The sequence below is a fragment of the Bacillus sp. SRB3LM genome, from assembly GCF_015712745.1.
Lineage (GTDB): Bacteria > Bacillota > Bacilli > Bacillales > Bacillaceae_G > Bacillus_A > Bacillus_A thuringiensis_K.
Window position 1 is genome coordinate 228,222 of record NZ_VWVQ01000007.1, and the last position, 24,184, is coordinate 252,405.

Sequence of the window (24,184 nt, forward strand, 5' to 3'; positions counted from 1 at the left end):
TCTTTTCTTTTTTACATGCTAAAATACTTATTAAAAGGGGGAAATTTATATGGAAAATGCTTCACAAAAGGCGAGTCATTATTATGCGGTGATATTCACTTCTAATTTATCAAATGATACAACTGACTATAATACCGTTGCCGAAGAAATGGAGGAACTCGCAAAGCAACAACCTGGATTTTTAGGTGTAGAAAGTGCACGAGGTAATTCTGGGCTCGGAATAACAATTTCTTATTGGGAATCACTTGATGCAATTGAAAATTGGAAAAAGAACGCCTTACATAAAGAAGCGAAAAAAAGAGGTCGTGAGCAATGGTATGAAAACTTCCACCTGCGTATTTGCCTTGTTGAGAAAGAATTTAAGTCTCAAAGAGGCACAATATAACTATGAAGGAAAAATTAGCTCTCGTTATTGTTCATGAAATATATGGTGTGAACGACCATATGCATCACGTTGCCCAGCACTTTACTTCATCTCATATAGACGTATTCTGTCCTAATTTTCTACACTTACAACATGCATTTGATTATCGTGATGAAGAAAAGGCATATGAACATTTTGTAAATCATATTGGATTTGATTATGGAAAAAAGCAAATTGAAGAATTCATTTCTCATCTTTCTAGTAGTTATACACATATTGGACTTATCGGCTTTAGTGTTGGAGCTACCATCTCATGGCTATGTAGTAACAATCCGAAAATAAATTTTATTATCGGATGCTACGGTTCTCGTATACGCGACTATGTTCACATAAAGCCTACATGCGCTACACTACTTATATTCCCTGAAAAAGAAGCTAGTTTTTCAGTATCCTCTTTCATTCACACATTGCAGCAACAGAATAACCCTTTATTAGAAATAAAACAACTACACGGTGAACATGGATTTCTAAATCCGTACACTGAAAAATATAACGGGCACTCTACAAAACAAGCATATAATGTAATAGATTCATTTCTTGTAAAAAACACTCTTATAAAGGAGATGTAAATGACACTTACATTACTCTTACTTATTTTCATATTCATTGCCTTTTTCTCAGTGCTAACTATTATTTTCGTAACCGTAAAAAAGGGGGAGTTTTCCAAACGGCCCTACTTACAATCTATTATCGTTTGCATTTTATTTTTTACAAATTGGATTTTATATTTATCAACTTTTTATGCGTTACTTCCCGAGAAAATTAGTGAGTTCCTATTCCTACCCATTTGGTTTTTCCTTTGTATTTTAGGTTTTATAACTTTCTGGCGCGAATGGAGAAATAATCGTGTATTTTCCATATGTATCGTTCTTCTTTCCTTTATTAGTTTTTTATTTGGGTTATTGTTATTAGTTCTTTCGGGGATGTAATAGAAGAAGGAAGAAAAGCCAACTTTCAACTTTTCTTCCTTCTCTGTTTACCTTTAGCTTTCACTGTCACTGATTCACAAGGTGTATAATATATTTGAGGTGTCGCCTTATCAACAAACATCATAAACGTAACGAAACCGATAATAAAGAAAATAAACAACGTTAACAAAATTGCTCCTATCGTTAAAAGTATCATAACACCACCCCTATATTTTTCATGTTATTACACTTTTCGCTATTATATGAGCGTAATCCTTTTTAGAAAAAGAAACGTAACAAAATAATCACAACCACTCCCGTTAATACTGTACCTAATAAACTACGAGTATATATCGCTACAAGAAATGTTGGAATTGCTGCAATAAGATAATCCCACTGCATCGTCTCATGCATAAATAAAACTTGTGCTAAAAGTGCTGCTAATATCGCAATTGGTATGTAATTTAACCATTTTAAACCCCAGTCTGGAATTTGTAGTTTACTAAATACGAGTAGAGGTAAAATACGTGGCACGAGTGTAACAGCTCCTGCTGCTAGTAAAAGTAATAATACATCTAATCTCATTTCCATTTTTCAATCACCACTCCAATCGTCGCAGCTAGTAATGTTGCGATAATAACCGCTATACTATCTGGCATAAATAGGTGTGAAACGTATGCGATAATAATCGCTACGATTGCAACACTTAAATGAATTGCTAGCTTTGGTTTACTACTTATGAGCTGAAGTACAAATAATCCGATAAACATCGCTGGTAATGCATAATCCATCCCGTATGTATGTGGATCTGGTATCCACTCACCAAATAGCCCACCAATGATAGTAGCAAGAATCCAATTTAAATACGCTGTTACGTTAAGCCCTATCATCCATCTTTCACCTAAATATCCTTTTTGCGGTGCAAGCGCTGCGCTCATTAATAAATGGCGTAAATTAACAAAAAATACAGTGAAAATAATTGCGGAAGCAGGAGCACCGGCTGCATACATACCAGCTAATATAAATTGGGCAGAACCTGCATAAATTAAAGTGGACATGAATGCAATTTCAATGATAGAAAAACCTGCTGTTTTTGCAATTACACCAGCTGCTATACCGATGCTCAAATAACCAAATACAGTTGGTAAACAATCTTTTACTCCTTGCTGAAATGTATCATCGCTCTGCAAAGCTACATGTGCCTGAGCTTTACTCATCCTTATCATCCTCCATTCCTTCTAAAGTTCGTTTTCCTGTTACGACATGAACTAGATCTATATTTTCACGCCATAACGTATCTAACTTATCAGCTCCAAATTCCTTCGTGATTTCTTCAACCATAATATCGTGCCGCACATACTCTGTAGCAACGAGAACTAGCGCTGGGTCATACGTTGTAACGGCCCATGAAGTGCTATCATTTGAGAAGTTCGCAATTAATACTTCCTCTCCATCACGAGCAATAACAGTTAAATGACCACCCATTCTCTTTTCAACAACGTGGGGCGTCATATAATTATGGTGAAATGTCGCTCCTATTTTTGTTTCTGGAGCTCCAAATAAGATTGAAAATATATGTACGCCTTCCTCTTCCTTTTGATGAATGTATGGCTCAATTTCATGCACTTGATCTTCCCATACAGAAATCCATAACTCTTTCTTTGCCCTATTAATTATATTGCATATCTCTTTTAAAACACGATCATTTGAGCGAATATGCGAAATTACATCAATCTGTCTTTCTTGTTCTAAACCATTTAATTTCTCATCTAAAAATTCAAAGGACTTTTCAAAGTCTTTTCGCATTCGATTCATTAATTCGGTAGCTGGTACTGGTACATATTTCACTGGTTCAGAAGGTACAATATGCACCGCTCCTTTATCCATTAACTTACCGAGTACCTCGTAAATCATAGAACGAGGTACTCCTGTTTGTTTACTCACTTCATAGCCTGTTACTGGGGAATGTTTTAACAATCCAATATACGCTTTACATTCATACTGGGAAAATCCCAATTTTTGTAATTCCTTTATAATTTCATCCATCGGTAACCCCTCACAATCTAAATCGCCCTTACTTCAAAACGACGATTTTGCTTTCCTTTACTTTTTACTTTATCAATAACAAGTGTTCCTATTTCACTCGTATTTTTCACATGTGTGCCTCCACAAGCTTGTTCGTCTAAATTTTCAATTGTAACAATGCGGATTTCTTGGATAGTAGTTGGCAGGAGATTTATTGCTGTTTTAATCATTCCTACAGCATTTTCTGCTTCTTCGCGGCTCATATAACGAGTGGAAATTTCTTTATTTTGCTTAATAAGTTTATTCACTTCCTCAACAATTTCTTCTACTTCCACGCTCGATAACTCTTGTAACTCATTAAAATCGATACGTGCTTTATCAGGATAAATTTGATTTCCAGTGCATAGAGCTCCATACTTTTCATAAACAACAGCTCCGATAAGATGCAGTAAAGAGTGATGACGCATTAAATTATGACGTCTTTCCCAATTTATCTCTAATTTAACTGGACCTAACTTTACTTGAGCTTCATCTTTTATATAGTGAACTATTTCTCCTTGCTCCTTCTTTACTTTTTCAACTTCAAATACAGACCCATCTTGTACAATGACACCCGTATCACATTCCTGTCCTCCACCAGTTGGATAAAAAACTGTTTCTTTTACAAATACTTTATTCCCTTCTACTCTTATCACTTCTGTTTCGCAACTCGTTTTGTATGCATCTTCTAAATATAATGCCGTTGTCATACTCTCACCTCTTTAGTAGTTATAGTTATACCTACTAATATAAAAAAGAAGCTCCGTAAAGTCAATTGATAATTCTGAAATTTAAAATTAATAAAAGACTCCTTTATTAGGAGTCCACTATCTCAATATTTCATTCGCTTCTTTTTCATAAATTTTATCAAATGACGTCATAACGCGCTGTGATGCTTGAATCATCTTTTGATCTGTCATAAGATCTGCCATCTCTTTCGTCATATCAACATTCGAATTTTCTAGCATATGATTTTTTACTATTCCTGTTCCGTTCGGTAAATTAGCAATGTTTCCTTCTGTTAGTGTAAAGCTTTTGTTTTCACGTTGCACGAGACGTGCATTCGTTTCTGCATCTACTGTTTTTGTTTGTAACTGTGCAATTACTATTCTCTTAATATCTGGTTTTTGCAAAGTTCCATCGTTAACTTCTCTATAAATTTCTCCATTATTAGATACGAAGAATTCAACATTTTCTGGAATACGAATACGCTCATTATTAACATCCATCACATAAGCACCTGAAGATGTTTGTAAATAACGATCACTATTTAATGTGAAACTACCATCTCTCGTTAAAAACGTTTCATCATTTTTAGAAGTAACGAAAAATGATGTTGTGCCGGCCGCGCCGTCATCTAAAAAGAAATCTGTAGCGCTATTTGTCATTTGTATATTTCCTTGTACTAAATTCACATGCGTTGCAGCTGGTACTACAGCGTAATCGACCGAACCGATATTTGTTACTGCCCCATCTCCGCGGCGATATGTGTCTTGTACATCAAATACTTTAGACGTCATATTTTCTGCTTTAAATCCTGTCGTTTGAGCATTTGCAACGTTATTCGAATGAACATTAATGCGCTGCATGTAATTCATCATGCCCATAGAACCTATATAAAGACCGTTCATATTCGTTTGAATAAGGCAAGCGCCTTATTCTTCACCTCTTTTCTACGATGTTTGTAACATTTGTTTTGCTAAATGTTCAGCTGTAGCGATATGTATATTTTTCTTTATGTCTTGGCCATCTGTCATTAATACAATAGGAGCTGATGATACTGCTGGAATTTTCAACAATTCGCCACTACTTGCTGTTTCATCAAATTTCGTAAACACAATACCATCTATATGAATATCTTTAAAGTTTGTAATGATTTCAATCATATCTTTACTTTTCATAGAAGCTGATAACGTTAAACAAATATAATCTGGTTCTACTTGTCCCATCGTTTCAATCATTTCTTCCACTGTTTCTGACGTACGGTAATTTTTTCCGGCTGTATCAATTAAAATATAATCGACGCGTGCTTCTTCTTTAAAATACGTAAGCGCTCTTGTCATTGCAGCTTCATCACGCACAGCAATTACTTCAGATCCAATTGTCTTTACGTTATCTTGCAATTGCTGCACTGTCCCTATGCGCGAATGATCGGTCGTTATAAAACCAACTGTTTTTTTCTTACCGTGAAATTGCCATGCCATTTTCGCCAGTGTCGTCGTTTTACCAACGCCAGTTGGACCTATTAATGCAATTGTTTGTACTTCTTTTTCAAAGACGTTTTCCGTATTAAAATGAGATTTCATATCTTCCAATATGTACCTGATAACTTCTTCTTCCGTAATCATCGTTGCATTTTCAAACTTTATTTTTAACTTTTCAGCATATGCATGAATGAAATATTGTTCCACATCGTTTTGTTCTAGCATCCGAATTACTTTTTGAATAATAAACGGTACAGATTCTTGATTTTCTTTCTTTGGAGCTACTTCTTCTTTCTTTACTGGAACGACTTGTTTCACAACTTTTTTCTTTTTCGTTACTTCCGTTTCTTTCATCGGTTTCACAACGACGATTCCTTTTTCAAACAGCTTTAATAGTTTCTCTTTTTTTCTTGCCCATTCTTCACTATTTCCTGTTTGCATCGCCGCGTATGACATAGAAGTCGTTACGTTTTCTAAATTGTGCAGTACTGATTGAATTCCATTCGCCTTCACAATTTGTTCTGAAGGATCATTCACAACATCCATTAACTGTTCATGAAATTGAGCTGTACCTTCATTCACTTCTTCCTGTTTTTCTTCTGGAAATGCAACTAACATTTCATAATCCTTTTTCCAAAAAAACGGTATATTTCGTTTTACACTTTCATCGACAACGTAATAATAATCTGTACCATATTGGTCAAATAACTTTCGATACAATTCATTTTTCGAAGCTGCTTTTATTCGCATTAACGCTTCTTTCTTTTCTGTACTTTCCATTACTTCACCCCCTACTATTCAATATAGGCAATTTGATCCACAACAATTTCTGGTGCTAATTCGCTAATACAAAGTACTTGTGCTTCCACTTGATAACGTTCTAGCAGTCTTACAATCGCAAATCTAAAATCTTTTCTACGTGTTAATAACACTGGTTCTCTTCCCATTAAACGTGCTTGTTTAAAGACGCGCTGCACTTGCTCAACGACACGTGTCTCTAAATCTAAATCCCAGTTTAATAAGTAACCTTGATATGAATTATTCACAACATCAGCATCTAACTCAATTGAATCAGAGAAGAGCGCTGCATATATTTTTCCGTCCGGATTTTTCGCATTTTCACAAATAACTTTTGAAATACATTCACGAACAAATGATGTTACACCATCCACGTGGTTTTGATAAATTTCTTTGCCGTCAATAATACCTTCAATAATTGTTGGTAAATCACGAATAGAAATACCTTCTTTTAGAAGTTGTTTAATAACATTTTGAACGAGTGATAAATCAATTTCTTTTTTCTTAATCTCTTCTAATAGAACGCCATTATCATTTTCAAGCGAGTTAATTAAGTCTTTTACATGTTGGCGCTGAATTAATTCGTGAAGATTACGTCTAACGACAACATCTAAATGTGTAATTAATATGCTAAGTGGCTCTAACACTTGATAGCCTTTCATTTGTGCATCTTGCACCATATGCTCTAAAATCCAATATCCATCTTCACCGAAAATTGGATCTTTCGCTGGCTCTGCATCTAAATCAGCCATTACATTTGGTGTTTTCAGTGCTAATAAATAACCTGATTTTAAAACACCTTCAGCCGCCTTCGCACCTTTAATTCGAATAATGTAACGTCCGCGTGGCCTAAAGCTCGTATTATCTTTAAAGTTAATTCCAGGAACATTAATACCAAGGTCAGTAATAATTGACTTCCTCATAAGAACAACTTTATCACGGGCTGTTTCCCCGTTAATTTTCTGCTTTACAAGTGCTGCTAAATCTAAACCGAGTTCTACTATAATTGGATATTTGTCCGTAAATACTCCGAATGAATCTTCCACTTGTTGCAGTTGCTCATCTTCGCCTTGGATCATTTCTATTTCTTTTTGAAGCTCGTCTTCTTTTTCTTTCTTTATTCGATTTTTATTACGAATTCCTAAGAAGATAATTGTTCCGCCAACGAGTGCGAATGGTAGAAACGGTAGCGGAGTAAAAATACCCATTGCGATAAATAAACCACCGAGCGCATATACAACGACTTCATGCGCTAATAACTCTTTAAAGATACCTTCTGTTACTGTATCCGGTGAACCGTCAAATACACGCGTTACGATAATACCAGTTGAAATCGCAAGCATAAGCGATCCAATTTGGTTTACGATTCCGTCACCGACAGTTAACTGTGTATAATGAAGAGCCGCATCCGCAAAGCTCATCCCTTGCTGCATCATTCCGACAATTAAACCGAAAATAATGTTTACGAATAAAATGACAATCCCGAAAATAACGTCCCCTTTAATGAACTTTCCGGCACCATCCATCGCCCCGTAAAACTCTGTTTCCATATTTAATTTTTTTCGTTTTGCTTGTGCATCTTTTTCTGAAATAATACGCTGGTTTAAATCAGCATCGATAGACATTTGTTTCCCTGGTAAAGAATCAAGTGTAAAACGAGCTGCAACTTCAGCTGTACGAGACGCACCGTTTGCAACAATAAACTGGAATATGATTAATACTGTAAAAATAACGATACCAATTAATAAGTTTCCGCCAATTACGAACTGGCCGAACTCTTCAATAACATGACCTGCATTTCCATCTGTCAAAATCGCTCGCGTCGTCGAAACGTTAATCGATACGCGGAAAATCCCGATTAATAACAGCATCGTTGGAAATGACTTTAATTCATCCCACTCGTTAATACTTGTCGCTCGCATATAAATAAGCACTGACATACTTAGTAGAAAAACGATAATAATATCAAGTATAAATGGTGGAAGTGGAATTAAGAGCGCCACTACGAATGACGCTGCTAAAAAGATAGAAAAATAGGTTCTTGCAGAATCTATCTTAAACAAAGAGATCTCCTCCAAACGCGCTATTATACTTCAAGTTCATTCGTCTGAATTAAATAGCGCATAACTTCAATTACAGCTACATATAAATCTTCTGGAATCGCCATATCTTCCTCGACTTGATAATATAAAGAACGAGCAAGCGGACGGTTTTCCACCATTGGTATTTCTTGTTCACGGGCAAGCGTTCGTATATATAACGCGAGCTCATCTTCCCCTTTTGCAACGACAATTGGTGCTGCATCAACGTGTTTATTGTAACGAAGTACGACCGAAATATGAGTCGGGTTGTTTACAATAAACGTTGCGCCATCCATCTTCTTCGCAATTGTTCCTTGCAAGATTGCATGCATAAAGTTTTTTCGTTTCCCTTTTACTTGCGGGTCCCCTTCATTATCTTTATGCTCCCTTTTTACTTCTTCTTTTTTCATCTTAATATCTTGCTCGTACTCCCATTTTTGATAAATGAAATCAATAATAGAAAGAACGATTAAAATAATTAAAATTGCTAAGAAAATAAATTTAATTTGCCTAATAATTTCAGTAAGTGATGCAGTCCAGTTAAATCCAATCATGCTCACGATTTTCTCTAAATTCTTTTTAAAAAGAACGTAAGCGACGTAACCGATTAATCCCATATAAAACAGTGATTTCAAAATATCTACTAAACTTTTACGACTAAACAGTCTCGTGAAATAGTTTTTCGGATTAATACGTGATGCTTTCGGTTTAATGACTTTAGAAGAAAATAGGAACCCGACTTGAATCATATAATTGAATAAATGAAAAGCGTATACGAGTATTAATATCGGAGCCGATACTTTCAGTAATAAAATCCCCATTAAATAAAAATACTCGGTTGAATCTGTATTTTTTCCAATTTGATCAAACAGCACCGCTACGGAATTCGCAATCTCATACCCTAGCCAATCTCCGAAGAAATAAACGACAACTGCTAATACGAGAATGGAAAATAAATTATTTAAATCTTTACTCCGGGCAATATTCCCTTCTTCACGCGATTTTTTACGCTTCTGCGGGGTGGCCTTTTCTGTTTTATTATCCTTTGCCATGCGCGTCCCCCTACTTCGTTAAGAAAAAGTTAAATAGTTTCGTATACTCTTCAAGTAATACATCCGTCATATTTTTAAACACATAACCGAGCATCGGTACACTCATCGCAATAAACAAAATACCGCACGTAATTTTAATTACGTATGCATTCATAAAAACGTTTAATTGCGGAGCGTTTTTTGCAATTAAAATTAGAACAAAGTTAATGATGAATAAACTTCCCATAAGCGGAAGAGCAATTTCAACCGCTGATGTGATCGCAAATAATAGCGTTGCGAGTAGACTATCTAAAAAACTAGTCGTCAGCAATTTTGAAATCGCCTCTGTATATTGAAACGACTTTAAAATCGTGGCAACGAAATAATTAATGCCGCCAAGTGAAATAAAAATAATGAGAAAAAATATATCAAAAATGGTTGATAGTAAAGTAGACTGTGAGCCCGCATTTACATCAAACAAACTTGCTTGTGATAAACCGATATCAAAGTCTAAAATATGCCCGGCCATTTTTGGAATGTTCCACAGCATTTCTACAATTTTTGAAAGTGATAATCCAATTACAATTTGCGTTCCTGCATAAGCTGCAACGTCCCAAACTGTCTTGATGTGAGAGACATCCACTTGATCAGCCACTGTAATTGAAAGAGCAAGTCCAACTGTAACCTTCGCCATTGCTGGAATGGATCGTCCTGAGAAAAACGGTAAAAAATATAAAAATGAAGTAATGCGGCAAAACGCAAAAAACGTTGCCGCCCATAATTCCATATTCATTTCAGTTCACCTATCTTAGTACGAACGCAATAGCGATGGGATTTTATCAAATAAATCTAAAATAAGTGTCGTTAACTCTTGGAACATCCACGGACCTAAAATGATAATAACGAGGACAATACTCGCCATTTTCGGTAAAAACGTCAGCGTTTGCTCTTGAATTTGCATCATCGCCATAATGACAGCGATGATAATAACGACAATCATACTTACGCCGGCAACCGGCATTAAAATCATAACCCCTTTATAAAAAAAGGTTTGAAAAATATCTATAATTGGTGACGTATTCATTTATATGACTCCTATCACATAGCATCAAACGCTTCAGGCGACCGTTTTAAACATAATGTCGACGATTTTTGTATATCCACCTAAATATACGAAAACGAGTATTTTAAACGGTAAACTTAAAATCATCGGCGGTACCATCATCATCCCGAGGTACATTAAAAGTGTACTAATAATCAAATCTATAAATACAAACGCTAAATAAATGAACATCCCTGTTAGTAAACCTTTTTGAATTTGCGTTAACGTAAAGGATGGTACGAGCGTAAATAGTGAAAGATCTTTCAAATCTTTCGGCAACTCTTCTCCGCGTACTTTCAGCATCATTTTTAAATCATGCTTATACGTATGCTTTGACATATATTCTTTCATAATAGGAGCTGTCGTTTCCGCAGCTTGACTTACTGTTATTTTCTCTTTCGTCATCGGATCCCACACATCACTCTTCAGTTGCCCGAGTACAGGCTGCATCGTAAAGAGTGATAAAAATAATGCAAGTCCAACAAGCACTTGGTTTGGTGGTAAATTCATTACCCCAAGTCCTTGACGTGTAATCCCTAGAACGATCATAAAATAAGTAAAATGTGTAAATAATAGAACGATAGAAGAAGATAATGATAAAAGGGTAACGAGCGCAAATAGTTGTACACTTGAATTACTCGTAAACTCTTTTCCATTTTCGAAATTAATAAAACCGTTCGGGGCTGCATACGCTGGATTTACAAAAATAATTGAAAAAACGATAGAAAATACGAAAATAACGGCTAATAATGATAACTGTTTCTTTATTCTCATGATGGATCCTCTACTTTTTTCGTTTCACTCTTCACCGCGTCTTCTAGTGCTTGTTGAAACTGATTTCCTGTTCCGGTTAATTGCACAGACTGCACACCGTTATTACTAATAACAGTGAACACTTGCTTTCCGTCCACTTCAAATAAAAAGGCACTCGTTTGATGATTTAAATACACACCGTCTTTTACTTGAATATGGCCATTTTCACCCTGCTTAAAAAACTGCTGTTTGCGCGTCTTTTTCGTCATATAATATGCACCGTAGCCGAGCGCACCAAACAGTAAAACGACTTGAAATAAGGTCGTCATATACGACATATGACTCCTCCTCTACTCTTTATCTTGCATTTGACTTTGCGCTTTCATAAGCGCCGCTTGTTTCTTATCAGCTTCAATTTCAGAAATGATAATACCGAATTTCTCGTCCATTACGATTGCTTCACCGATGCCGACTTTCATATTACTTAAATACACATCTACTTTATGTCCTAAGTTTTTCTCTACTTCCAGAACATCGCCAACTTTTAACTGCTTTACATCACCAAGTGTAATAGATGACTTTCCAAGCTTTACACCAAGTTCAATCGAAATATCTGAAACAGTATCGATATGTGCTTTACCTGCTTCATTTCGCTTTCCTGCAAAATCTTCTAATCCCATTAATGACACGGGAGATACTTCATGCTTCATATGGACCCTCCTACTCTACAAAACTTTTAAATAGGAGCGCCTTACGCGTTCCATCTTTTCCAATAAAACAATTAAATTTATGCTTTCCATCTACATAACCAAGTAATTCATCCGAAACTTTCGTATGAAGCGGAATAATATCGCCTTCTTCAATTTGTTCAATCTCACTCATTGTCATTTTCTGCTCACCAATTGCAACGTGAACAGGTTTGTACACTTGATTTACTTTCATTTCCACTTCAGACGTATACTTTTTACGCTTGTCTGAAGAATGTTCGACAATATTTTCAGACGTTAACTTATCCATAATTTCTTCAACAGATAAGAATGGAATTCCGATACGCACCGTCGTATTCCAAAAATCTGTTTTCATATTTACGTTAAGTAATGAAATGATATCGCTCGCTGTCGTAATCTTTAATGCATTCGGATCTGTTTCCGTCGTTACAAATTTCGGTTCAATCGCAACAACACTTTCAAATGATTGCTCTAAATTTTTACAAAGAAGCAAGAATATATTATCAAGCGTTAAAAACTCAAATGCTGTTAACGGTCTGCGCATCGTAAAGTTACGCTTACTATCTCCGCCAAGCCAACATTCATGAATATAAATAACGAATGCTAAATCAATCTCAATAACAATTTCTCCAAGCTCTGGTAAACCGAGATCAATTACACAATATAAATAATAATCTTTCGGCATTTTCTCCACATACTCACTCGTAAATGGAACTTGCTCAACCGTTGAAGGCTCTAGTTCAATTGGAATACGCATACGCGCTGATAACGTCTGTGACGTCTGTTTTCCAAAAGTAGAAGCAATCGCTTGCAAACTACGTAAATGCTCAACACCGAACTTCTCTGGTCTATTAAAATCATACTCTTGAAATTTCTCTTGCTTTCCTGCTTCTTGTGCGAAAGCTGGCATTTCCTCGCCTTCATTTACCGCCTTCAGCAGGGCATCAATTTGCTCTTGGCTTAATTTTTCGCCACTCATGACAATCCCCTTCCCTACCTTTTCAATTCAACGATTTCAACGTACATCTTTCCATTCTTCGTCAAAATCTTTCCGGTTCCAATCTCTTCATTCTCAAGCATAAGACGCACCGTATTTTTCGTTGAATTTTCAAGACGATACAATGTACCTTTCGTAATATGAAGCAGATCTTCAATTTTCTTTTTCGTATTTCCGATTTCAAAATAAATTGTTAACGGAATATCATCTTGTAATTTCAAATCTAGCCAACTCCCATATCATGTTCACGAAAATTTCATGTTCTCTCTATATATGAAACTTCTTATTTTGAAACGTCGATATTTAATATTTTTTTAATATATCCTTGCGTTTCTTTAAATGGCGGTACGCCTCCGTACTTTCTCACATTACCAGGACCAGCATTATAAGAAGCAAGTGCCAATACTAAGTCGCCGTTATTTTTCTTTAAATAACCGCTTAACTCTTTCACGCCACCTTCAATACTTTCAGCTGGTGAAAAGGGATTCTTCACACCCATCTCCTTCACATTCGCTGGCATAAGCTGCATAAGTCCCATCGCACCGGCATGTGACACCGTTTTCGGATTAAAATTAGACTCTACTTCAATCATTTTTTGAATTAACGTTTTCGGAATTCCATATGTACGACTTACACGATCAATAATATCCTCATACTTCCCTTTATTGGAAGAACGTATTTTTTGAATATTATACTTCTTCGTTAATTCCCACGTATCAGCAGCCTCATTTTTCGTTTCTGGGAAACGTCGTTCAAACTCTTTTTGCGCAACTTGCACTTCATCTGCTTTCTTCGTTTCAGCCTTTTCTTCAGGCTTACTCGCTTCCTCTACTTTATTAATAGTTTCTACGGGTTTATTAACAACCGCTTCTATTTTCGTAGATTGTACCGGCTGACTCATATCTTCTATGTTTGCCGGCTGCGTAGTAGCCTTCGTCTCCTTCGCAGGTTCACTCTGCAACTTCTCTTGAAAACGACTACTAACGAATGCTTGTGGACTACTTAGCTTTTGCTGAATTTGCCCTTTCTTATATGCAAGCACTTCTTTTACTATATTTCCAACTATCATAATATCACCTTTTCGGTAAACAAAGATAATCTAATATTAGAGTTTTTTTTTAAAGTTTGCAATAATCCTTTTAATAATTATGTAATAAAAAAATGAATATATTGTTAAACTGTTATTTTTTTATATTTATTAATTCGAATTTTTAGTTGACACCCGTTGTGGCAAGGATTACAATAAATCTCGAAATTGATTTTTTCGCATATTACCGTTTTTCAATTTGCAGAAAAGTCAATATAAAAAAATGGGGGTTTCTTAACATGAGAATTAATACAAACATTAACAGCATGCGTACTCAAGAGTACATGCGCCAAAACCAAGCAAAAATGAGTAACGCTATGGACCGTTTATCAAGCGGTAAACGTATCAACAACGCTTCTGACGATGCAGCAGGTCTTGCAATCGCAACTCGTATGCGTGCACGTGAAAGCGGATTAGGAGTTGCTGCTAACAACACACAAGACGGTATGTCTTTAATCCGTACAGCTGACTCAGCTTTAAACTCTGTATCTAACATCTTACTTCGTATGCGTGACATCGCTAACCAATCTGCGAACGGTACGAACACTGGCGATAACCAAAAAGCATTAGATAAAGAATTTTCTGCATTAAAAGAACAAATCGATTACATTTCTAAAAACACAGAGTTTAATGATAAGAAATTATTAAATGGCGAAAACACTTCAATTGCTATTCAAACTCTTGACAGTGCTGACACAGCTAAACAGATTAACATTAACCTAGCTGATACTTCTACTTCTTCGCTATTAATTGATAAATTAAGTATCTCTGGTGCTGGTGCTGGTAAAGCTTTAGTTGGTGTTGACGCAGGTGACATTACTAAGGCAACTACTGAACAAAAAGCATTGTCTGCTCTTGCTGTTGGTGCATCTACAACTGATATGGATACTGCTGTAGGTAAGTTCAAAACAGAATTTGACAAAGTTAAGGACGGCCTGACTGCTGAGGATGCTGAAAAAGTTACAGCTGCAATTGAGAAATACTCAAATAGTAAGACTCTTGAAAACGCTAATGCAATTGGAGACCTTTATAAAACTATGACACCTGCTGATAGCGCTAAAGTTACTAGTGCTACTGGAACTACTGGTAAAGCATTAATTGATTTAAATACTACTTCTGGTGCATCTGCTACTGATAGACAAACAGCTGTAGATAATTTCAAAAAAGACTTTGATTTAATCAAAGGTGGTCTAAACCCACAAGATGCAGCTAAAGTTACAGCAGCTCTTGATAAATTCAATAAAGCTGACGGTTCTGGAAATACTTTGGAGAACGCACAAGAAATCGGTAAAGTATTTGCAGAAGTTGCAGCAGGTTCTACAAAATCTAATGCTTCAGATGCAATTAAATCGATTGATAAAGCCCTTGAAACAATTGCATCTAACCGTGCAACTCTAGGTGCTACATTAAACCGCCTTGACTTTAACGTAAACAACCTGAAGAGCCAATCTTCTTCTATGGCTTCAGCTGCTTCTCAAATCGAAGACGCTGACATGGCGAAAGAAATGTCTGAAATGACTAAGTTCAAAATCTTGAACGAAGCTGGTATCAGCATGCTTTCTCAAGCAAACCAAACTCCACAAATGGTTTCTAAATTATTACAATAAGCCATTTGAGTTAGTTTCCTGAATAAACCTCTCTGCTTGCGGAGAGGTTTATTTTTTCTATATAGATAGATTATTTATAAAAGATTTCTTTTTTTATGTGGAAGAGAGCATCTGCGGCGCATAGAAGCGGTTAGTGCTTATCTTGATCCCCTCTTATTCTAAAACACAAATAGCAAATAAGCATAAGTCTTTTTTTCTTTTCATAACCGTTTATTAGCTTTAGAACACTAACTATATTAATCTATAAGGAGTGTCTATTATGCGTATTGGTACGAATTTTTTGAGTATGAACGCTAGGCAATCGCTATACGAGAATGAAAAACGTATGAATGTTGCGATGGAACATTTGGCTACTGGTAAGAAGTTAAACCATGCTTCTGATAATCCAGCTAATATTGCGATTGTGACTCGTATGCATGCGAGAGCAAGTGGTATGCGCGTGGCGATTCGTAATAATGAGGATGCGATATCGATGCTTCGCACAGCCGAAGCTGCCCTTCAAACTGTGACGAATATTTTACAGCGTATGCGTGATTTAGCCGTTCAATCCGCAAACGGTACAAATTCAAATAAAAACCGTGATTCACTTAATAAAGAGTTTCAATCTTTAACAGAACAAATTGGCTATATTGGCGAGACGACTGAGTTTAATGATTTATCCGTATTTGACGGTCAAAACCGCCCAGTTACATTAGACGATATCGGTCATACAATAAATATGACGAAACATATTCCCCCTTCCCCTACACAACATGACATCAAGATTTCAACAGAACAAGAAGCAAGAGCTGCAATTCGTAAAATTGAAGAGGCTTTACAAAATGTATCACTTCATCGTGCCGACCTTGGCTCTATGATAAATCGTTTACAGTTCAATATTGAAAATTTAAATAGCCAAAGTATGGCGTTAACAGATGCTGCATCTCGAATTGAAGATGCGGATATGGCGCAGGAAATGAGCGATTTTTTAAAGTTTAAATTGTTAACTGAAGTTGCACTTAGTATGGTTTCACAAGCAAATCAAATACCGCAAATGGTTTCTAAACTACTACAATCGTAAAAGTTCATCTTCCATCTTTGGAACGATTCCATACAAAATAAAAGGGAAATACATATAAACTATGTATTTCCCTTTTATTTTGTACCCAAATTTTTTTACTGTGTTACGGTCATAACTTGTCCACTACGATCAACCATAATTTTCATTTTACCGTCTTGTGCATTATATAGCCCGAGTTTATGTAATTCCATTTTACAATCTTGTACGAAAGTTGGTAATTTACGAATTTGATCGATATCAGAACTTGTAATGAAATGAATTAAAAGCTGCGTCATACCTTTAATATCTTGTACAAGCTCTTCTTTCTCTCGTTTTAGCCTTTCATTTTCTAGTTGTAACGACTGCAATTCGCCTTCTAGACTACGTGTATTCTTTGCTTCTCTAGAACGCCCTGCTGCCATGCTAGAAAGCTTATAAATACCTTCCATAAACTGATGTAGTTCGTCTTCTTTCCTTTCACTACATTGATTAATTGTTTCAAAGTTATCAACGATACCAGATATAACTGTTACAAGATTTTTTTCATCCTCTTTATGCTGGATTTCTTCTTTTAATTCGTACTCGTTTTCTTGTTTTCTTGCAACGATTGTCTCTTTTACTGGTATATATTTTCGCTTTCGTCCCGGTTTTTGTTTTTCAATATTTTCAAATGGTATTTCACGTTTTTTCAATTTATAATACGTATTTTGCAATTGACTTTCTGTTTTTGGAAAAAGATTTAGTTCATTTTTACTTACGTATTTTGAAATATTTAAAATGTTTAAACCGTGACGTTGACAAAATTGATACACTTCATACAGTAGCTCTAGTTCAGACTTCAGCCATGTAATTGCTGATTTTTCATATGCTCGCATCCCGCCATTTTTTTCTATATCTATTTGAAATAATACCATTCTATTATGTAAATCAACTAACTCTTCATACTTTATTTGGAATTCTTTTTCTATTTTTTTTAATTCCGCTTCTAGTTGCATATCGTTCATTTTATTATTTGACATGTTTTGTAAAAGACCTAATACATTAATTGCTGTGTGGTGATACATAATCTGTGCCACTCCCCCTCATCCTTTCACAATTCTCATCTGACTCCCATGTCTTTTAAGAAAATAGCAATTTTTACATATCCATATTATAACAGTTCGAAATTATCTGTCAAATAATAAACATACAAAAATGTATAGAAAGTATAAAAATTTGGAAAATGTTTTTTATTAATATGCAAAATTGCATATTAATTACATTTAATTATATTATATGGTATTTTGGATGTTTTTTCACCGAAAAAATTTGCGTTACCACGAAATATTACTAAAATAACAATCGAAAATACGTTTGCTTATATTTTTAAATCAAAAATCTCTAAATAAAGATTATTCACACATACAGCGACAAACACCCAAGAAACCTTTCATTTTTCTACCAGCTTAAAGTATAGAATACTAAAAAGGAATTAGCCATATGTAGCATTGGCTAATTCCTTCCTCTCTCTAACAGAATAGAGTTATAAACCCAGTCTTCAAATCCTCAATCGAAGTCTCACTTCTTCTTACCTAAAACTACTTCATACCTCTGAACTCACATCGCATGAGACTCTATTAAGCACTGAAAACTTCCTTACATAAGTAGTTCCTCTATTCCTACTAAATAGAAAAATGTTATACGCCAGCTCTTCTACTTACCTATAACCACTCCATATCTCTGGTCTCAACATCGCATAGGGCTCTATTAAGCACTGACCGCTCAACACTTAGCTAGAGCTTCTATTCCGGCTAAAAAGAAGCTTTTAAAGCACTAACTTATCAACTAAACCAATTAGCTCTTGAATATCTGGCTTACTTACTTGGGCATTTGCTCCTACAGCTTCACCTTTATGGAATAATTCATTTGTAATTAATGAAGAGAAAATAATGACTGGTAAACGATTCATTACTTCACTATCCTTAACAACTTTCGTTAAATGATGTCCATCCATTTTTGGCATTTCAATATCCGTAATTAGCAAGTGAATATGCTCAAACATTTTTTCGCCTTGCTCTTTCGCTAATTTTTCAATTTGCGCTAACGCTTCTGCACCATTGCTGAAGAAGTTCATTTTTGTATATCCAGCTGATGATAATGTTTCTTCTAATATTTGGCGAAGCATCGCTGAATCTTCTGCAATGTAAATTACTTTTTCAGCTCGATCTGTTTTTTGTTCTAATCCTGCAATTGATTTATTGTCATAACCAGTGCCGCTAATTTCACATACAATTTTTTCATAATCTAATAGTAAGATGATTTTTCCATCTAGTTTTACAATACCAGATGTCGTTTCTTCTAGTCCCATAGATAATGAAGCTGGTTCATCAATTTGTTCCCACGAAATACGTTGAATACGATGCACTTCATCAACGCGGAAAATAACTTTCATTTGGTTTAATTCTGAGATGATAAATTTCGTTTGATCAAGTGGCTTTGTTGACTTTAAATTAAGAGCCATTGCCAAGTTAATAACAGGTAAAATTTCACCACGTACTTGAACAACACCTTCAACTGCATGATGAGATTCTGGCACAGTTGTAACAGGGAATGGATTAATGATTTCACGTACTTTCATAACATTAATACTAAATAGGTTTTCACCAACAGTATACGTAACAATCTCTAATTCATTTGTTCCGCTTTCTAATAAAATACTTTGTGCTTGTGACATAAAGGTGTCGCTCCCCTTCCATTAATTCCGTATATCTAATTATTAAGCTTTATAAAAGAGAAAAAGTCAACTACCTATATAAAAAATATAGATAGTCGAACGATTCATTTTATTAAAAAACAATTAATCTTGTATAAACGAAGCAAGTGCTTCTAATAACACTTCTTGCGCTCCTACAATTTCTGTCGGCATTGCTTCCCATTTTTTCGAAAGCTCCGTCTCTACTCGTATTCTCAGCTCAGAATTCATTTCTGCTAGCACATATTCTTTCGTTGCTATATCAACATCAAGTAGCGCGAGTGCATATAATTCCGGGTCATTTATTTTTTCGAATAATCGTTTTAATACTACCGGTGCTATATGTTTTAATTTTTCAATATGAATTTCCTTATCCGAAAATAGTAACTCATATTGAATAAACGTAACATTTTCTTTAATCACTTTAAAATAACAATTATTTTTTTTATCATTCACAAAATAACCGTTTGGATCTGCGATAATACTTGCTACTTTACGAATTAAGTCTGGCAAACTATTCGCCGCCATTACAGTCCGCTGCTCAACCTCACTCGGCGAAATGAATGTAACGCGATACTTATTTTGCGCCATCCTCCTCACCTCTCCTTTTATAAAAATCTATCGTCACATACTATCCAAAAGGCACTGACCTACTATGAAATGATTATCTCAGTACGCCTCCATAGCTCTATTCTTACAACTAGGAGCTCTTCTGGACCATAACTGTTTATCCACACTAAACTTTGCTTACCTCTTCTTATACTACCCTAGTAACTCTCCATACCTCTGTCCTTACACACCAGTCGGGTCCCTATTAGGCACTAACCGCTCCAAAACAACGCTGGGTCCTCTCGTCAACCCTAAAAAGAGCTTTTAAGATCTTTTTAAGAACTTTTCAATAACTCTATGTTATTAAACCAAAACGCTATCTGCTGATCCGTAATATTTGGCAACATAACAAAAAACTCACGACACTTCATCTCATCCTTAAACAGTTGATACTTCCAAACACTATCGCTACCAACACTTATGAAATAAAACTCATGGATACGGCCAATGATTGCTTGTTTTTCGCCAAATGAATACGGAGGCACTTGCTTAATTTCAAATTGATCTGGTAAATATACATGCTCTTCTCGTTCTATTTTTAATACTTGCTCGGCAAGTTCACGTTTATTTTCGAAAAAAGGCAATTGTAAAATTCGCTCTTGTCTTGTCATACGAATAAAAAACCCTTTCTACTCCATTACATTTTTTCCATGCGATATATTATCGAATTAAGTTTACAACTTCATTTAATACTTCATCTGAAACTTTAATTACTTTCGCATTTCCTTGGAATCCGCGTTGGTATAACATTAAGTCAACAAATTCTACAGATAAATCTACGTTTGCACCTTCTTGTGCACTACCACGTACTTTTCCTGCTCCATTTTGTCCAGATGCACCAAGAGCTAAAATACCCGTCGTATTCGTCGCTGTATAGTTACCATTACCAGTTTTCATTAGTCCGCCTTCGTTCGGGAACATCGCAACAGCTAATTGGCCAGCAGCTTTCATGCTTCCATCAGAATATTTTACCATCACATATCCACCATCAGCAATGAAGCAATCTTTAACAGTCGCCGCCGCTCTACCATCTACGCCTGTTACTGATAATGTTTTATCTGTTGGATGATTCGTTAAATTACTTAAGTCTAGTTTTATATTGCCGCCATTAAATGGAATATTAGCTGCTTGCTCTTTCGGACTTGGATTTCCAACAGCATCAAATGCCATATTACCGCCTGCACCTTCAACATCCTTAAACCCTTCTTTTTTCGAATCATTGCGCATCTGTACTTTATATGAATAATTATGTTCGCTCGTTTGTGTAAACTCCACACGCATCGTCCAAGTGTTACCAGCATTATCATATATAGGTATCTCTTGTGAGATTGCTTTTGCATCAGCTGGAATATTCCCTCCAACTACACCTTTTGATGTTCGAATACCACCAATTGCCGTTCCCATTGGAATTTGCAACGGTCCTGGAATTCCAGATAAATCAACTTCACCAGTTGCCTCATTTGCAGGGTATGCAAATACGCATTGACCTTCAGTATTCGTAATATAGTAATCTGAAGATATCCCAAACGTACCTTTACGAGTAAATTCCATATTTCCGCCTTTTGAATCACCTACAACGAAGAAACCATTACCTTCCATTGCTGCTTGTGTTTTACCACCTGTTAACGTAATTGTACCATCACTATAATCGGTAACCGTTCCGCTCAATTTTACACCGTTACCGATACTTTTTGGGTTTGTTCCAGCATATTTATCATCGGCTTTTGCACCAATCGAATTGTTATATAGTAAATCATCAAACATTGCTTTTTGTTTTTTATAACCTACTGTTTGTGCATTGGCAATATTATTTGAAGTTACACTTAATGCATTTTGTGTTGCATTCATCCCTGTAATACTTGTATATAACGCTTTAATCATAACGTATGGACACTCCTTATGAATTTGTAGTTTTTACTTCTTCAGTTACTTTTTGATCGTCTTTCTTTGCGTCTTCTGGATTCGTTTCCCCAATCGGTTTATCAGACACTCTCTCAACGAAACGAAGAGAGACAACTTTATTATTAATAACGAGCTGTACATCGTTATTTTCCGCAAGACGAACCGTTTCTACTTGACCGGTTACTTTGTTTCCGTCACCGTCAACACCTCTTACGTATTTCCCTAAAAACTTCATTCCACCATCAAGTGCTGTTGAATACATCGTTGATTGCAGCTTATCTACTGCTTTCGTCATATTCTGTACTTGTTCCATAAGAGATAACTGCGCTGTCTGATTCATCATTTGATTCATATCCATCGCATTAAATGGATCTTGATGTTGGAAACTTGATAAAAACAATTTTAAGAAATCATCTTTCCCCATTACCCCAGGAGTCTTTTGCGCTCCTGCTGAAACTCCATTACTTTGTTGCACTGGCGATTGTACACCATTAACAGGTACATTACTTTTTTGCGCTCCTGCTTGTAACGGAATATGATTTGTACTCGTTGTATTTAATCCAACTGTTGGCACGCTTTATTCCTCCAATAATCCCGCAAATTCTGTTGATTGTTGTTTTTCATGATTTGTATTTGCTAATTTCTGTTTTTGCCTTTGCTCTTGTTCTCGCTGTTCTTTGCGATTTTCATCTTTATCTGAATAGCTAATTTGAATATTGATTTCTTTTTCTTTTAACTTTAATCTCAATTCATCAAAAATGATTTCAACACGTTTTTTCGCATCGTGTTTTTCCATTTCTACGTGAACGTCAATTTGATCTCCGTGTTTTTTCATAAACACTGTTAATGTACCAAGTTTTTCTGGATTTAACTGGAATAAAACACGTTCTTGTTTCACTACAAATTTTTGCAGCGCTTCTACTTGCGCTTCCATTTTCTTTCCTAAGTCAGGTAATGAAACTTTCTCAGCACCACTATTTGATTTCCCTATTTGTTCGGTACTCGTCGTTTTATTTAATAATTCTGCACCTGCAGAGCTCGAATCGTTTAATGCATCAACTTCTGGCAACTCTACCTTTGCATCATCGCTCTCAAGTTTCGGAAGATCTACCTCTTTAAACTCTTCTTGTTCCTTTGCAATATTACAAGTTTCTGTTTCTACAACCTTCAATGCTTGCATCGTTTGCTCTGGCATCTTCATTTTGTCTAATACCATTTGCATTGTATCTTCTAAACATATAGCATTTTTGATATTCATATTTGAAAGAAGTTCTTGTAATTGTTGTAATTCAGCTGCAGGTAATTCATTAAGTTTAATATTGCCATATTCTTTATATAGCTCTTGTATTTTTTGTATGTATTGATATAACAATTCCGGCTGCACATGTAATTGCTCAATTGCAACCATTTGCTCAGATACAGCTAATAACAACTGTTCTGTCTCTTTTTTTTCTTCTTTCTTTACAATAGGTTCTTCTTCCGTTACCGATTTTTTAGAAAGAATATAATCTTTTCTCTCTTCTTTTGGTGCTTCTTCTCGTTTCGTTTTCTCCGTTTGCGGCTGTTTTTTATTTTCCATTCTCATCGTACGATCGAATGAAGAATCTTCATTTTTTGATTGTACTTCTAGCCCTTTTTCTTTTTGCGGAGGTAAACTTTGTTGCACCGGTAATACAGACTGTATCACTACATTCACCTCATCCATTCATACACATTTTCAAATCCAGAAGCATTTTTTCTTCCAGCTTTTCTTGTGCTTTCGCAAGCTTTTTGCAATCTTCTTGATACATCTCATCAATGACACGTTCTTTTTCTTTTACTTGCTCTAAAAGGCTTTCATTTTTTTGAATAAAACCTTCCGTTTTTTTAATTTTTCGATTCCATTCTTCTATTCTTTCAGGTGAAAACGTATGTGAAGAAAGCATGCCAGCCATAATACGTTGCCCAGTTTGTACGACTTTACTACGCGATTTCACAACATATAAATCATATTCTTTTTTTTGTTCTATTTTTCTTTTTTCAGCTGTTAATTCATACACTTCTTTTAAAATATGTTCTTTTTCTTGGTTTATTTGCAATTTTATTGTGTCGTACTGCTGTTTATCCACCTGTTTTCATA

30 protein-coding genes are annotated in these 24,184 nt (G+C 35.5%); 5 read left to right on the forward strand and 25 right to left on the reverse strand.

Annotated elements, in window-relative coordinates; translation table 11 throughout:
• The first annotated feature begins 49 nt into the window (after positions 1–49).
• Genes F3I02_RS05760 through F3I02_RS05770 form a run of 3 tightly spaced genes read left to right on the forward strand, consistent with a single transcriptional unit; the run spans position 50 to position 1,353 of the window.
• On the forward strand, positions 50–385 hold the full coding sequence (locus tag F3I02_RS05760) for an antibiotic biosynthesis monooxygenase family protein (protein ID WP_000426498.1): 336 nt from the start codon (positions 50–52) through the stop codon (positions 383–385).
• A 2-nt stretch (positions 386–387) separates the two neighbouring features.
• The gene (locus F3I02_RS05765) at positions 388–993 is read left to right on the forward strand and encodes a dienelactone hydrolase family protein (RefSeq protein ID WP_196477742.1); all 606 of its coding nucleotides are present in this window, start codon (positions 388–390) and stop codon (positions 991–993) included.
• Entirely contained in the window at positions 994–1,353 is a 360-nt protein-coding gene (locus F3I02_RS05770) for a hypothetical protein (RefSeq protein WP_046945489.1), read from the forward strand.
• A gap of 25 nt (positions 1,354–1,378) precedes the next feature.
• Here F3I02_RS05770 and F3I02_RS05775 read toward each other — a convergent pair whose 3' ends face one another.
• The 17 genes from F3I02_RS05775 to F3I02_RS05855 form a co-directional block, all read right to left on the reverse strand.
• A complete protein-coding gene (locus F3I02_RS05775; RefSeq protein WP_000602242.1) occupies positions 1,379–1,549 on the reverse strand; it encodes a DUF3951 domain-containing protein in 171 nt (56 codons plus the stop codon).
• Positions 1,550–1,611: 62 nt separating this feature from the next.
• Positions 1,612–1,923, reverse strand: a complete 312-nt coding sequence (locus tag F3I02_RS05780; RefSeq protein WP_000425944.1) for an AzlD domain-containing protein — start codon at positions 1,921–1,923, stop codon at positions 1,612–1,614.
• On the reverse strand, positions 1,914–2,549 hold the full coding sequence (locus tag F3I02_RS05785; protein WP_196477743.1) for an AzlC family ABC transporter permease: 636 nt from the start codon (positions 2,547–2,549) through the stop codon (positions 1,914–1,916). Before F3I02_RS05785 ends, F3I02_RS05780 begins: the two co-directional genes overlap by 10 nt.
• A complete protein-coding gene (locus F3I02_RS05790) occupies positions 2,542–3,378 on the reverse strand; it encodes a TrmB family transcriptional regulator (protein ID WP_000343372.1) in 837 nt (278 codons plus the stop codon). Before F3I02_RS05790 ends, F3I02_RS05785 begins: the two co-directional genes overlap by 8 nt.
• Before the next feature lie 17 nt (positions 3,379–3,395).
• Positions 3,396–4,106, reverse strand: a complete 711-nt coding sequence (locus F3I02_RS05795; RefSeq protein ID WP_000205398.1) for an alanyl-tRNA editing protein — start codon at positions 4,104–4,106, stop codon at positions 3,396–3,398.
• A gap of 117 nt (positions 4,107–4,223) precedes the next feature.
• The gene (locus F3I02_RS05800; RefSeq protein WP_080345685.1) at positions 4,224–5,027 is read right to left on the reverse strand and encodes a flagellar basal-body rod protein FlgG; all 804 of its coding nucleotides are present in this window, start codon (positions 5,025–5,027) and stop codon (positions 4,224–4,226) included.
• 42 nt (positions 5,028–5,069) lie between these two features.
• On the reverse strand, positions 5,070–6,380 hold the full coding sequence (gene flhF / locus F3I02_RS05805; RefSeq protein WP_000446169.1) for a flagellar biosynthesis GTPase FlhF: 1,311 nt from the start codon (positions 6,378–6,380) through the stop codon (positions 5,070–5,072).
• A 14-nt stretch (positions 6,381–6,394) separates the two neighbouring features.
• Entirely contained in the window at positions 6,395–8,461 is a 2,067-nt protein-coding gene (flhA, locus tag F3I02_RS05810) for a flagellar biosynthesis protein FlhA (RefSeq protein ID WP_000472534.1), read from the reverse strand.
• 23 nt (positions 8,462–8,484) lie between these two features.
• Positions 8,485–9,531 carry a flagellar type III secretion system protein FlhB gene (gene flhB / locus F3I02_RS05815; protein WP_196477744.1) on the reverse strand — a complete coding sequence of 349 codons (1,047 nt, stop codon included), beginning with the start codon at positions 9,529–9,531 and terminating at the stop codon, positions 8,485–8,487.
• Between the two features lie 10 nt (positions 9,532–9,541).
• Positions 9,542–10,303: a flagellar biosynthetic protein FliR gene (locus F3I02_RS05820; protein ID WP_001055718.1), complete on the reverse strand. Its 762-nt coding sequence runs from the start codon at positions 10,301–10,303 to the stop codon at positions 9,542–9,544.
• 15 nt (positions 10,304–10,318) lie between these two features.
• Positions 10,319–10,594, reverse strand: coding sequence for a flagellar biosynthetic protein FliQ (locus F3I02_RS05825; protein WP_001098085.1), 276 nt, complete (start codon positions 10,592–10,594; stop codon positions 10,319–10,321).
• Between the two features lie 33 nt (positions 10,595–10,627).
• Positions 10,628–11,386 carry a flagellar type III secretion system pore protein FliP gene (locus F3I02_RS05830; protein WP_001220582.1) on the reverse strand — a complete coding sequence of 253 codons (759 nt, stop codon included), beginning with the start codon at positions 11,384–11,386 and terminating at the stop codon, positions 10,628–10,630.
• Positions 11,383–11,703 carry a hypothetical protein gene (locus F3I02_RS05835; protein ID WP_000121176.1) on the reverse strand — a complete coding sequence of 107 codons (321 nt, stop codon included), beginning with the start codon at positions 11,701–11,703 and terminating at the stop codon, positions 11,383–11,385. Before F3I02_RS05835 ends, F3I02_RS05830 begins: the two co-directional genes overlap by 4 nt.
• Before the next feature lie 12 nt (positions 11,704–11,715).
• Entirely contained in the window at positions 11,716–12,075 is a 360-nt protein-coding gene (gene fliN / locus F3I02_RS05840; RefSeq protein ID WP_000680010.1) for a flagellar motor switch protein FliN, read from the reverse strand.
• A gap of 10 nt (positions 12,076–12,085) precedes the next feature.
• Positions 12,086–13,072 (reverse strand): flagellar motor switch protein FliM, encoded by a 987-nt coding sequence (gene fliM / locus F3I02_RS05845; RefSeq protein WP_000012356.1) that lies wholly within the window; start codon positions 13,070–13,072, stop codon positions 12,086–12,088.
• A 14-nt stretch (positions 13,073–13,086) separates the two neighbouring features.
• Entirely contained in the window at positions 13,087–13,311 is a 225-nt protein-coding gene (locus F3I02_RS05850) for a flagellar motor switch protein FliN (protein ID WP_000775712.1), read from the reverse strand.
• Positions 13,312–13,373: 62 nt separating this feature from the next.
• Positions 13,374–14,159, reverse strand: coding sequence for a lytic transglycosylase domain-containing protein (locus tag F3I02_RS05855; RefSeq protein WP_086397290.1), 786 nt, complete (start codon positions 14,157–14,159; stop codon positions 13,374–13,376).
• A 257-nt stretch (positions 14,160–14,416) separates the two neighbouring features.
• On the opposite strand from F3I02_RS05855, the gene F3I02_RS05860 reads away from it, so the two are divergent.
• Both F3I02_RS05860 and F3I02_RS05865 read left to right on the forward strand, forming a co-directional pair.
• The gene (locus F3I02_RS05860) at positions 14,417–15,784 is read left to right on the forward strand and encodes a flagellin N-terminal helical domain-containing protein (RefSeq protein ID WP_016098031.1); all 1,368 of its coding nucleotides are present in this window, start codon (positions 14,417–14,419) and stop codon (positions 15,782–15,784) included.
• Positions 15,785–16,043: 259 nt separating this feature from the next.
• Positions 16,044–16,844, forward strand: a complete 801-nt coding sequence (locus F3I02_RS05865) for a flagellin N-terminal helical domain-containing protein (RefSeq protein ID WP_098506778.1) — start codon at positions 16,044–16,046, stop codon at positions 16,842–16,844.
• A 95-nt stretch (positions 16,845–16,939) separates the two neighbouring features.
• On the opposite strand, the gene F3I02_RS05870 is transcribed toward F3I02_RS05865, so the two are convergent.
• From F3I02_RS05870 to F3I02_RS05905, 8 genes are all read right to left on the reverse strand, one after another.
• Entirely contained in the window at positions 16,940–17,887 is a 948-nt protein-coding gene (locus F3I02_RS05870) for a DNA-binding domain-containing protein (protein ID WP_140160728.1), read from the reverse strand.
• Between the two features lie 740 nt (positions 17,888–18,627).
• Entirely contained in the window at positions 18,628–19,536 is a 909-nt protein-coding gene (locus F3I02_RS05875; protein ID WP_000075943.1) for a chemotaxis protein, read from the reverse strand.
• Positions 19,537–19,659: 123 nt separating this feature from the next.
• Positions 19,660–20,145 carry a LysR family transcriptional regulator gene (locus F3I02_RS05880; RefSeq protein ID WP_196477745.1) on the reverse strand — a complete coding sequence of 162 codons (486 nt, stop codon included), beginning with the start codon at positions 20,143–20,145 and terminating at the stop codon, positions 19,660–19,662.
• Positions 20,146–20,438: 293 nt separating this feature from the next.
• On the reverse strand, positions 20,439–20,774 hold the full coding sequence (locus F3I02_RS05885) for a DUF3964 family protein (RefSeq protein ID WP_000198167.1): 336 nt from the start codon (positions 20,772–20,774) through the stop codon (positions 20,439–20,441).
• A 49-nt stretch (positions 20,775–20,823) separates the two neighbouring features.
• Complete coding sequence (locus tag F3I02_RS05890) at positions 20,824–22,044, reverse strand: flagellar hook protein FlgE (RefSeq protein WP_196477746.1); 1,221 nt, start codon at positions 22,042–22,044, stop codon at positions 20,824–20,826.
• A gap of 16 nt (positions 22,045–22,060) precedes the next feature.
• A complete protein-coding gene (locus tag F3I02_RS05895; protein WP_001143462.1) occupies positions 22,061–22,639 on the reverse strand; it encodes a flagellar hook assembly protein FlgD in 579 nt (192 codons plus the stop codon).
• A 3-nt stretch (positions 22,640–22,642) separates the two neighbouring features.
• Positions 22,643–23,752: a flagellar hook-length control protein FliK gene (locus tag F3I02_RS05900; RefSeq protein WP_016117521.1), complete on the reverse strand. Its 1,110-nt coding sequence runs from the start codon at positions 23,750–23,752 to the stop codon at positions 22,643–22,645.
• A 10-nt stretch (positions 23,753–23,762) separates the two neighbouring features.
• Entirely contained in the window at positions 23,763–24,173 is a 411-nt protein-coding gene (locus tag F3I02_RS05905; protein WP_000360855.1) for a hypothetical protein, read from the reverse strand.
• Positions 24,174–24,184 lie beyond the last annotated feature (11 nt).

Coding starts and splice junctions, on each gene's coding strand:
- F3I02_RS05760 (WP_000426498.1), top strand. CDS start 50: ATGGAAAATGCTTCACAAAAGGCGAGTCATTATTATGCGGTGATATTC.
- F3I02_RS05765 (WP_196477742.1), top strand. CDS start 388: ATGAAGGAAAAATTAGCTCTCGTTATTGTTCATGAAATATATGGTGTG.
- F3I02_RS05770 (WP_046945489.1), top strand. CDS start 994: ATGACACTTACATTACTCTTACTTATTTTCATATTCATTGCCTTTTTC.
- F3I02_RS05775 (WP_000602242.1), bottom strand. CDS start 1,549: ATGATACTTTTAACGATAGGAGCAATTTTGTTAACGTTGTTTATTTTC.
- F3I02_RS05780 (WP_000425944.1), bottom strand. CDS start 1,923: ATGGAAATGAGATTAGATGTATTATTACTTTTACTAGCAGCAGGAGCT.
- F3I02_RS05785 (WP_196477743.1), bottom strand. CDS start 2,549: ATGAGTAAAGCTCAGGCACATGTAGCTTTGCAGAGCGATGATACATTT.
- F3I02_RS05790 (WP_000343372.1), bottom strand. CDS start 3,378: ATGGATGAAATTATAAAGGAATTACAAAAATTGGGATTTTCCCAGTAT.
- F3I02_RS05795 (WP_000205398.1), bottom strand. CDS start 4,106: ATGACAACGGCATTATATTTAGAAGATGCATACAAAACGAGTTGCGAA.
- F3I02_RS05800 (WP_080345685.1), bottom strand. CDS start 5,027: ATGAACGGTCTTTATATAGGTTCTATGGGCATGATGAATTACATGCAG.
- flhF (WP_000446169.1), bottom strand. CDS start 6,380: ATGGAAAGTACAGAAAAGAAAGAAGCGTTAATGCGAATAAAAGCAGCT.
- flhB (WP_196477744.1), bottom strand. CDS start 9,531: ATGGCAAAGGATAATAAAACAGAAAAGGCCACCCCGCAGAAGCGTAAA.
- F3I02_RS05820 (WP_001055718.1), bottom strand. CDS start 10,303: ATGAATATGGAATTATGGGCGGCAACGTTTTTTGCGTTTTGCCGCATT.
- F3I02_RS05825 (WP_001098085.1), bottom strand. CDS start 10,594: ATGAATACGTCACCAATTATAGATATTTTTCAAACCTTTTTTTATAAA.
- F3I02_RS05830 (WP_001220582.1), bottom strand. CDS start 11,386: ATGAGAATAAAGAAACAGTTATCATTATTAGCCGTTATTTTCGTATTT.
- F3I02_RS05835 (WP_000121176.1), bottom strand. CDS start 11,703: ATGTCGTATATGACGACCTTATTTCAAGTCGTTTTACTGTTTGGTGCG.
- fliN (WP_000680010.1), bottom strand. CDS start 12,075: ATGAAGCATGAAGTATCTCCCGTGTCATTAATGGGATTAGAAGATTTT.
- fliM (WP_000012356.1), bottom strand. CDS start 13,072: ATGAGTGGCGAAAAATTAAGCCAAGAGCAAATTGATGCCCTGCTGAAG.
- F3I02_RS05855 (WP_086397290.1), bottom strand. CDS start 14,159: ATGATAGTTGGAAATATAGTAAAAGAAGTGCTTGCATATAAGAAAGGG.
- F3I02_RS05860 (WP_016098031.1), top strand. CDS start 14,417: ATGAGAATTAATACAAACATTAACAGCATGCGTACTCAAGAGTACATG.
- F3I02_RS05865 (WP_098506778.1), top strand. CDS start 16,044: ATGCGTATTGGTACGAATTTTTTGAGTATGAACGCTAGGCAATCGCTA.
- F3I02_RS05870 (WP_140160728.1), bottom strand. CDS start 17,887: ATGTATCACCACACAGCAATTAATGTATTAGGTCTTTTACAAAACATG.
- F3I02_RS05875 (WP_000075943.1), bottom strand. CDS start 19,536: ATGTCACAAGCACAAAGTATTTTATTAGAAAGCGGAACAAATGAATTA.
- F3I02_RS05880 (WP_196477745.1), bottom strand. CDS start 20,145: ATGGCGCAAAATAAGTATCGCGTTACATTCATTTCGCCGAGTGAGGTT.
- F3I02_RS05885 (WP_000198167.1), bottom strand. CDS start 20,774: ATGACAAGACAAGAGCGAATTTTACAATTGCCTTTTTTCGAAAATAAA.
- F3I02_RS05890 (WP_196477746.1), bottom strand. CDS start 22,044: ATGATTAAAGCGTTATATACAAGTATTACAGGGATGAATGCAACACAA.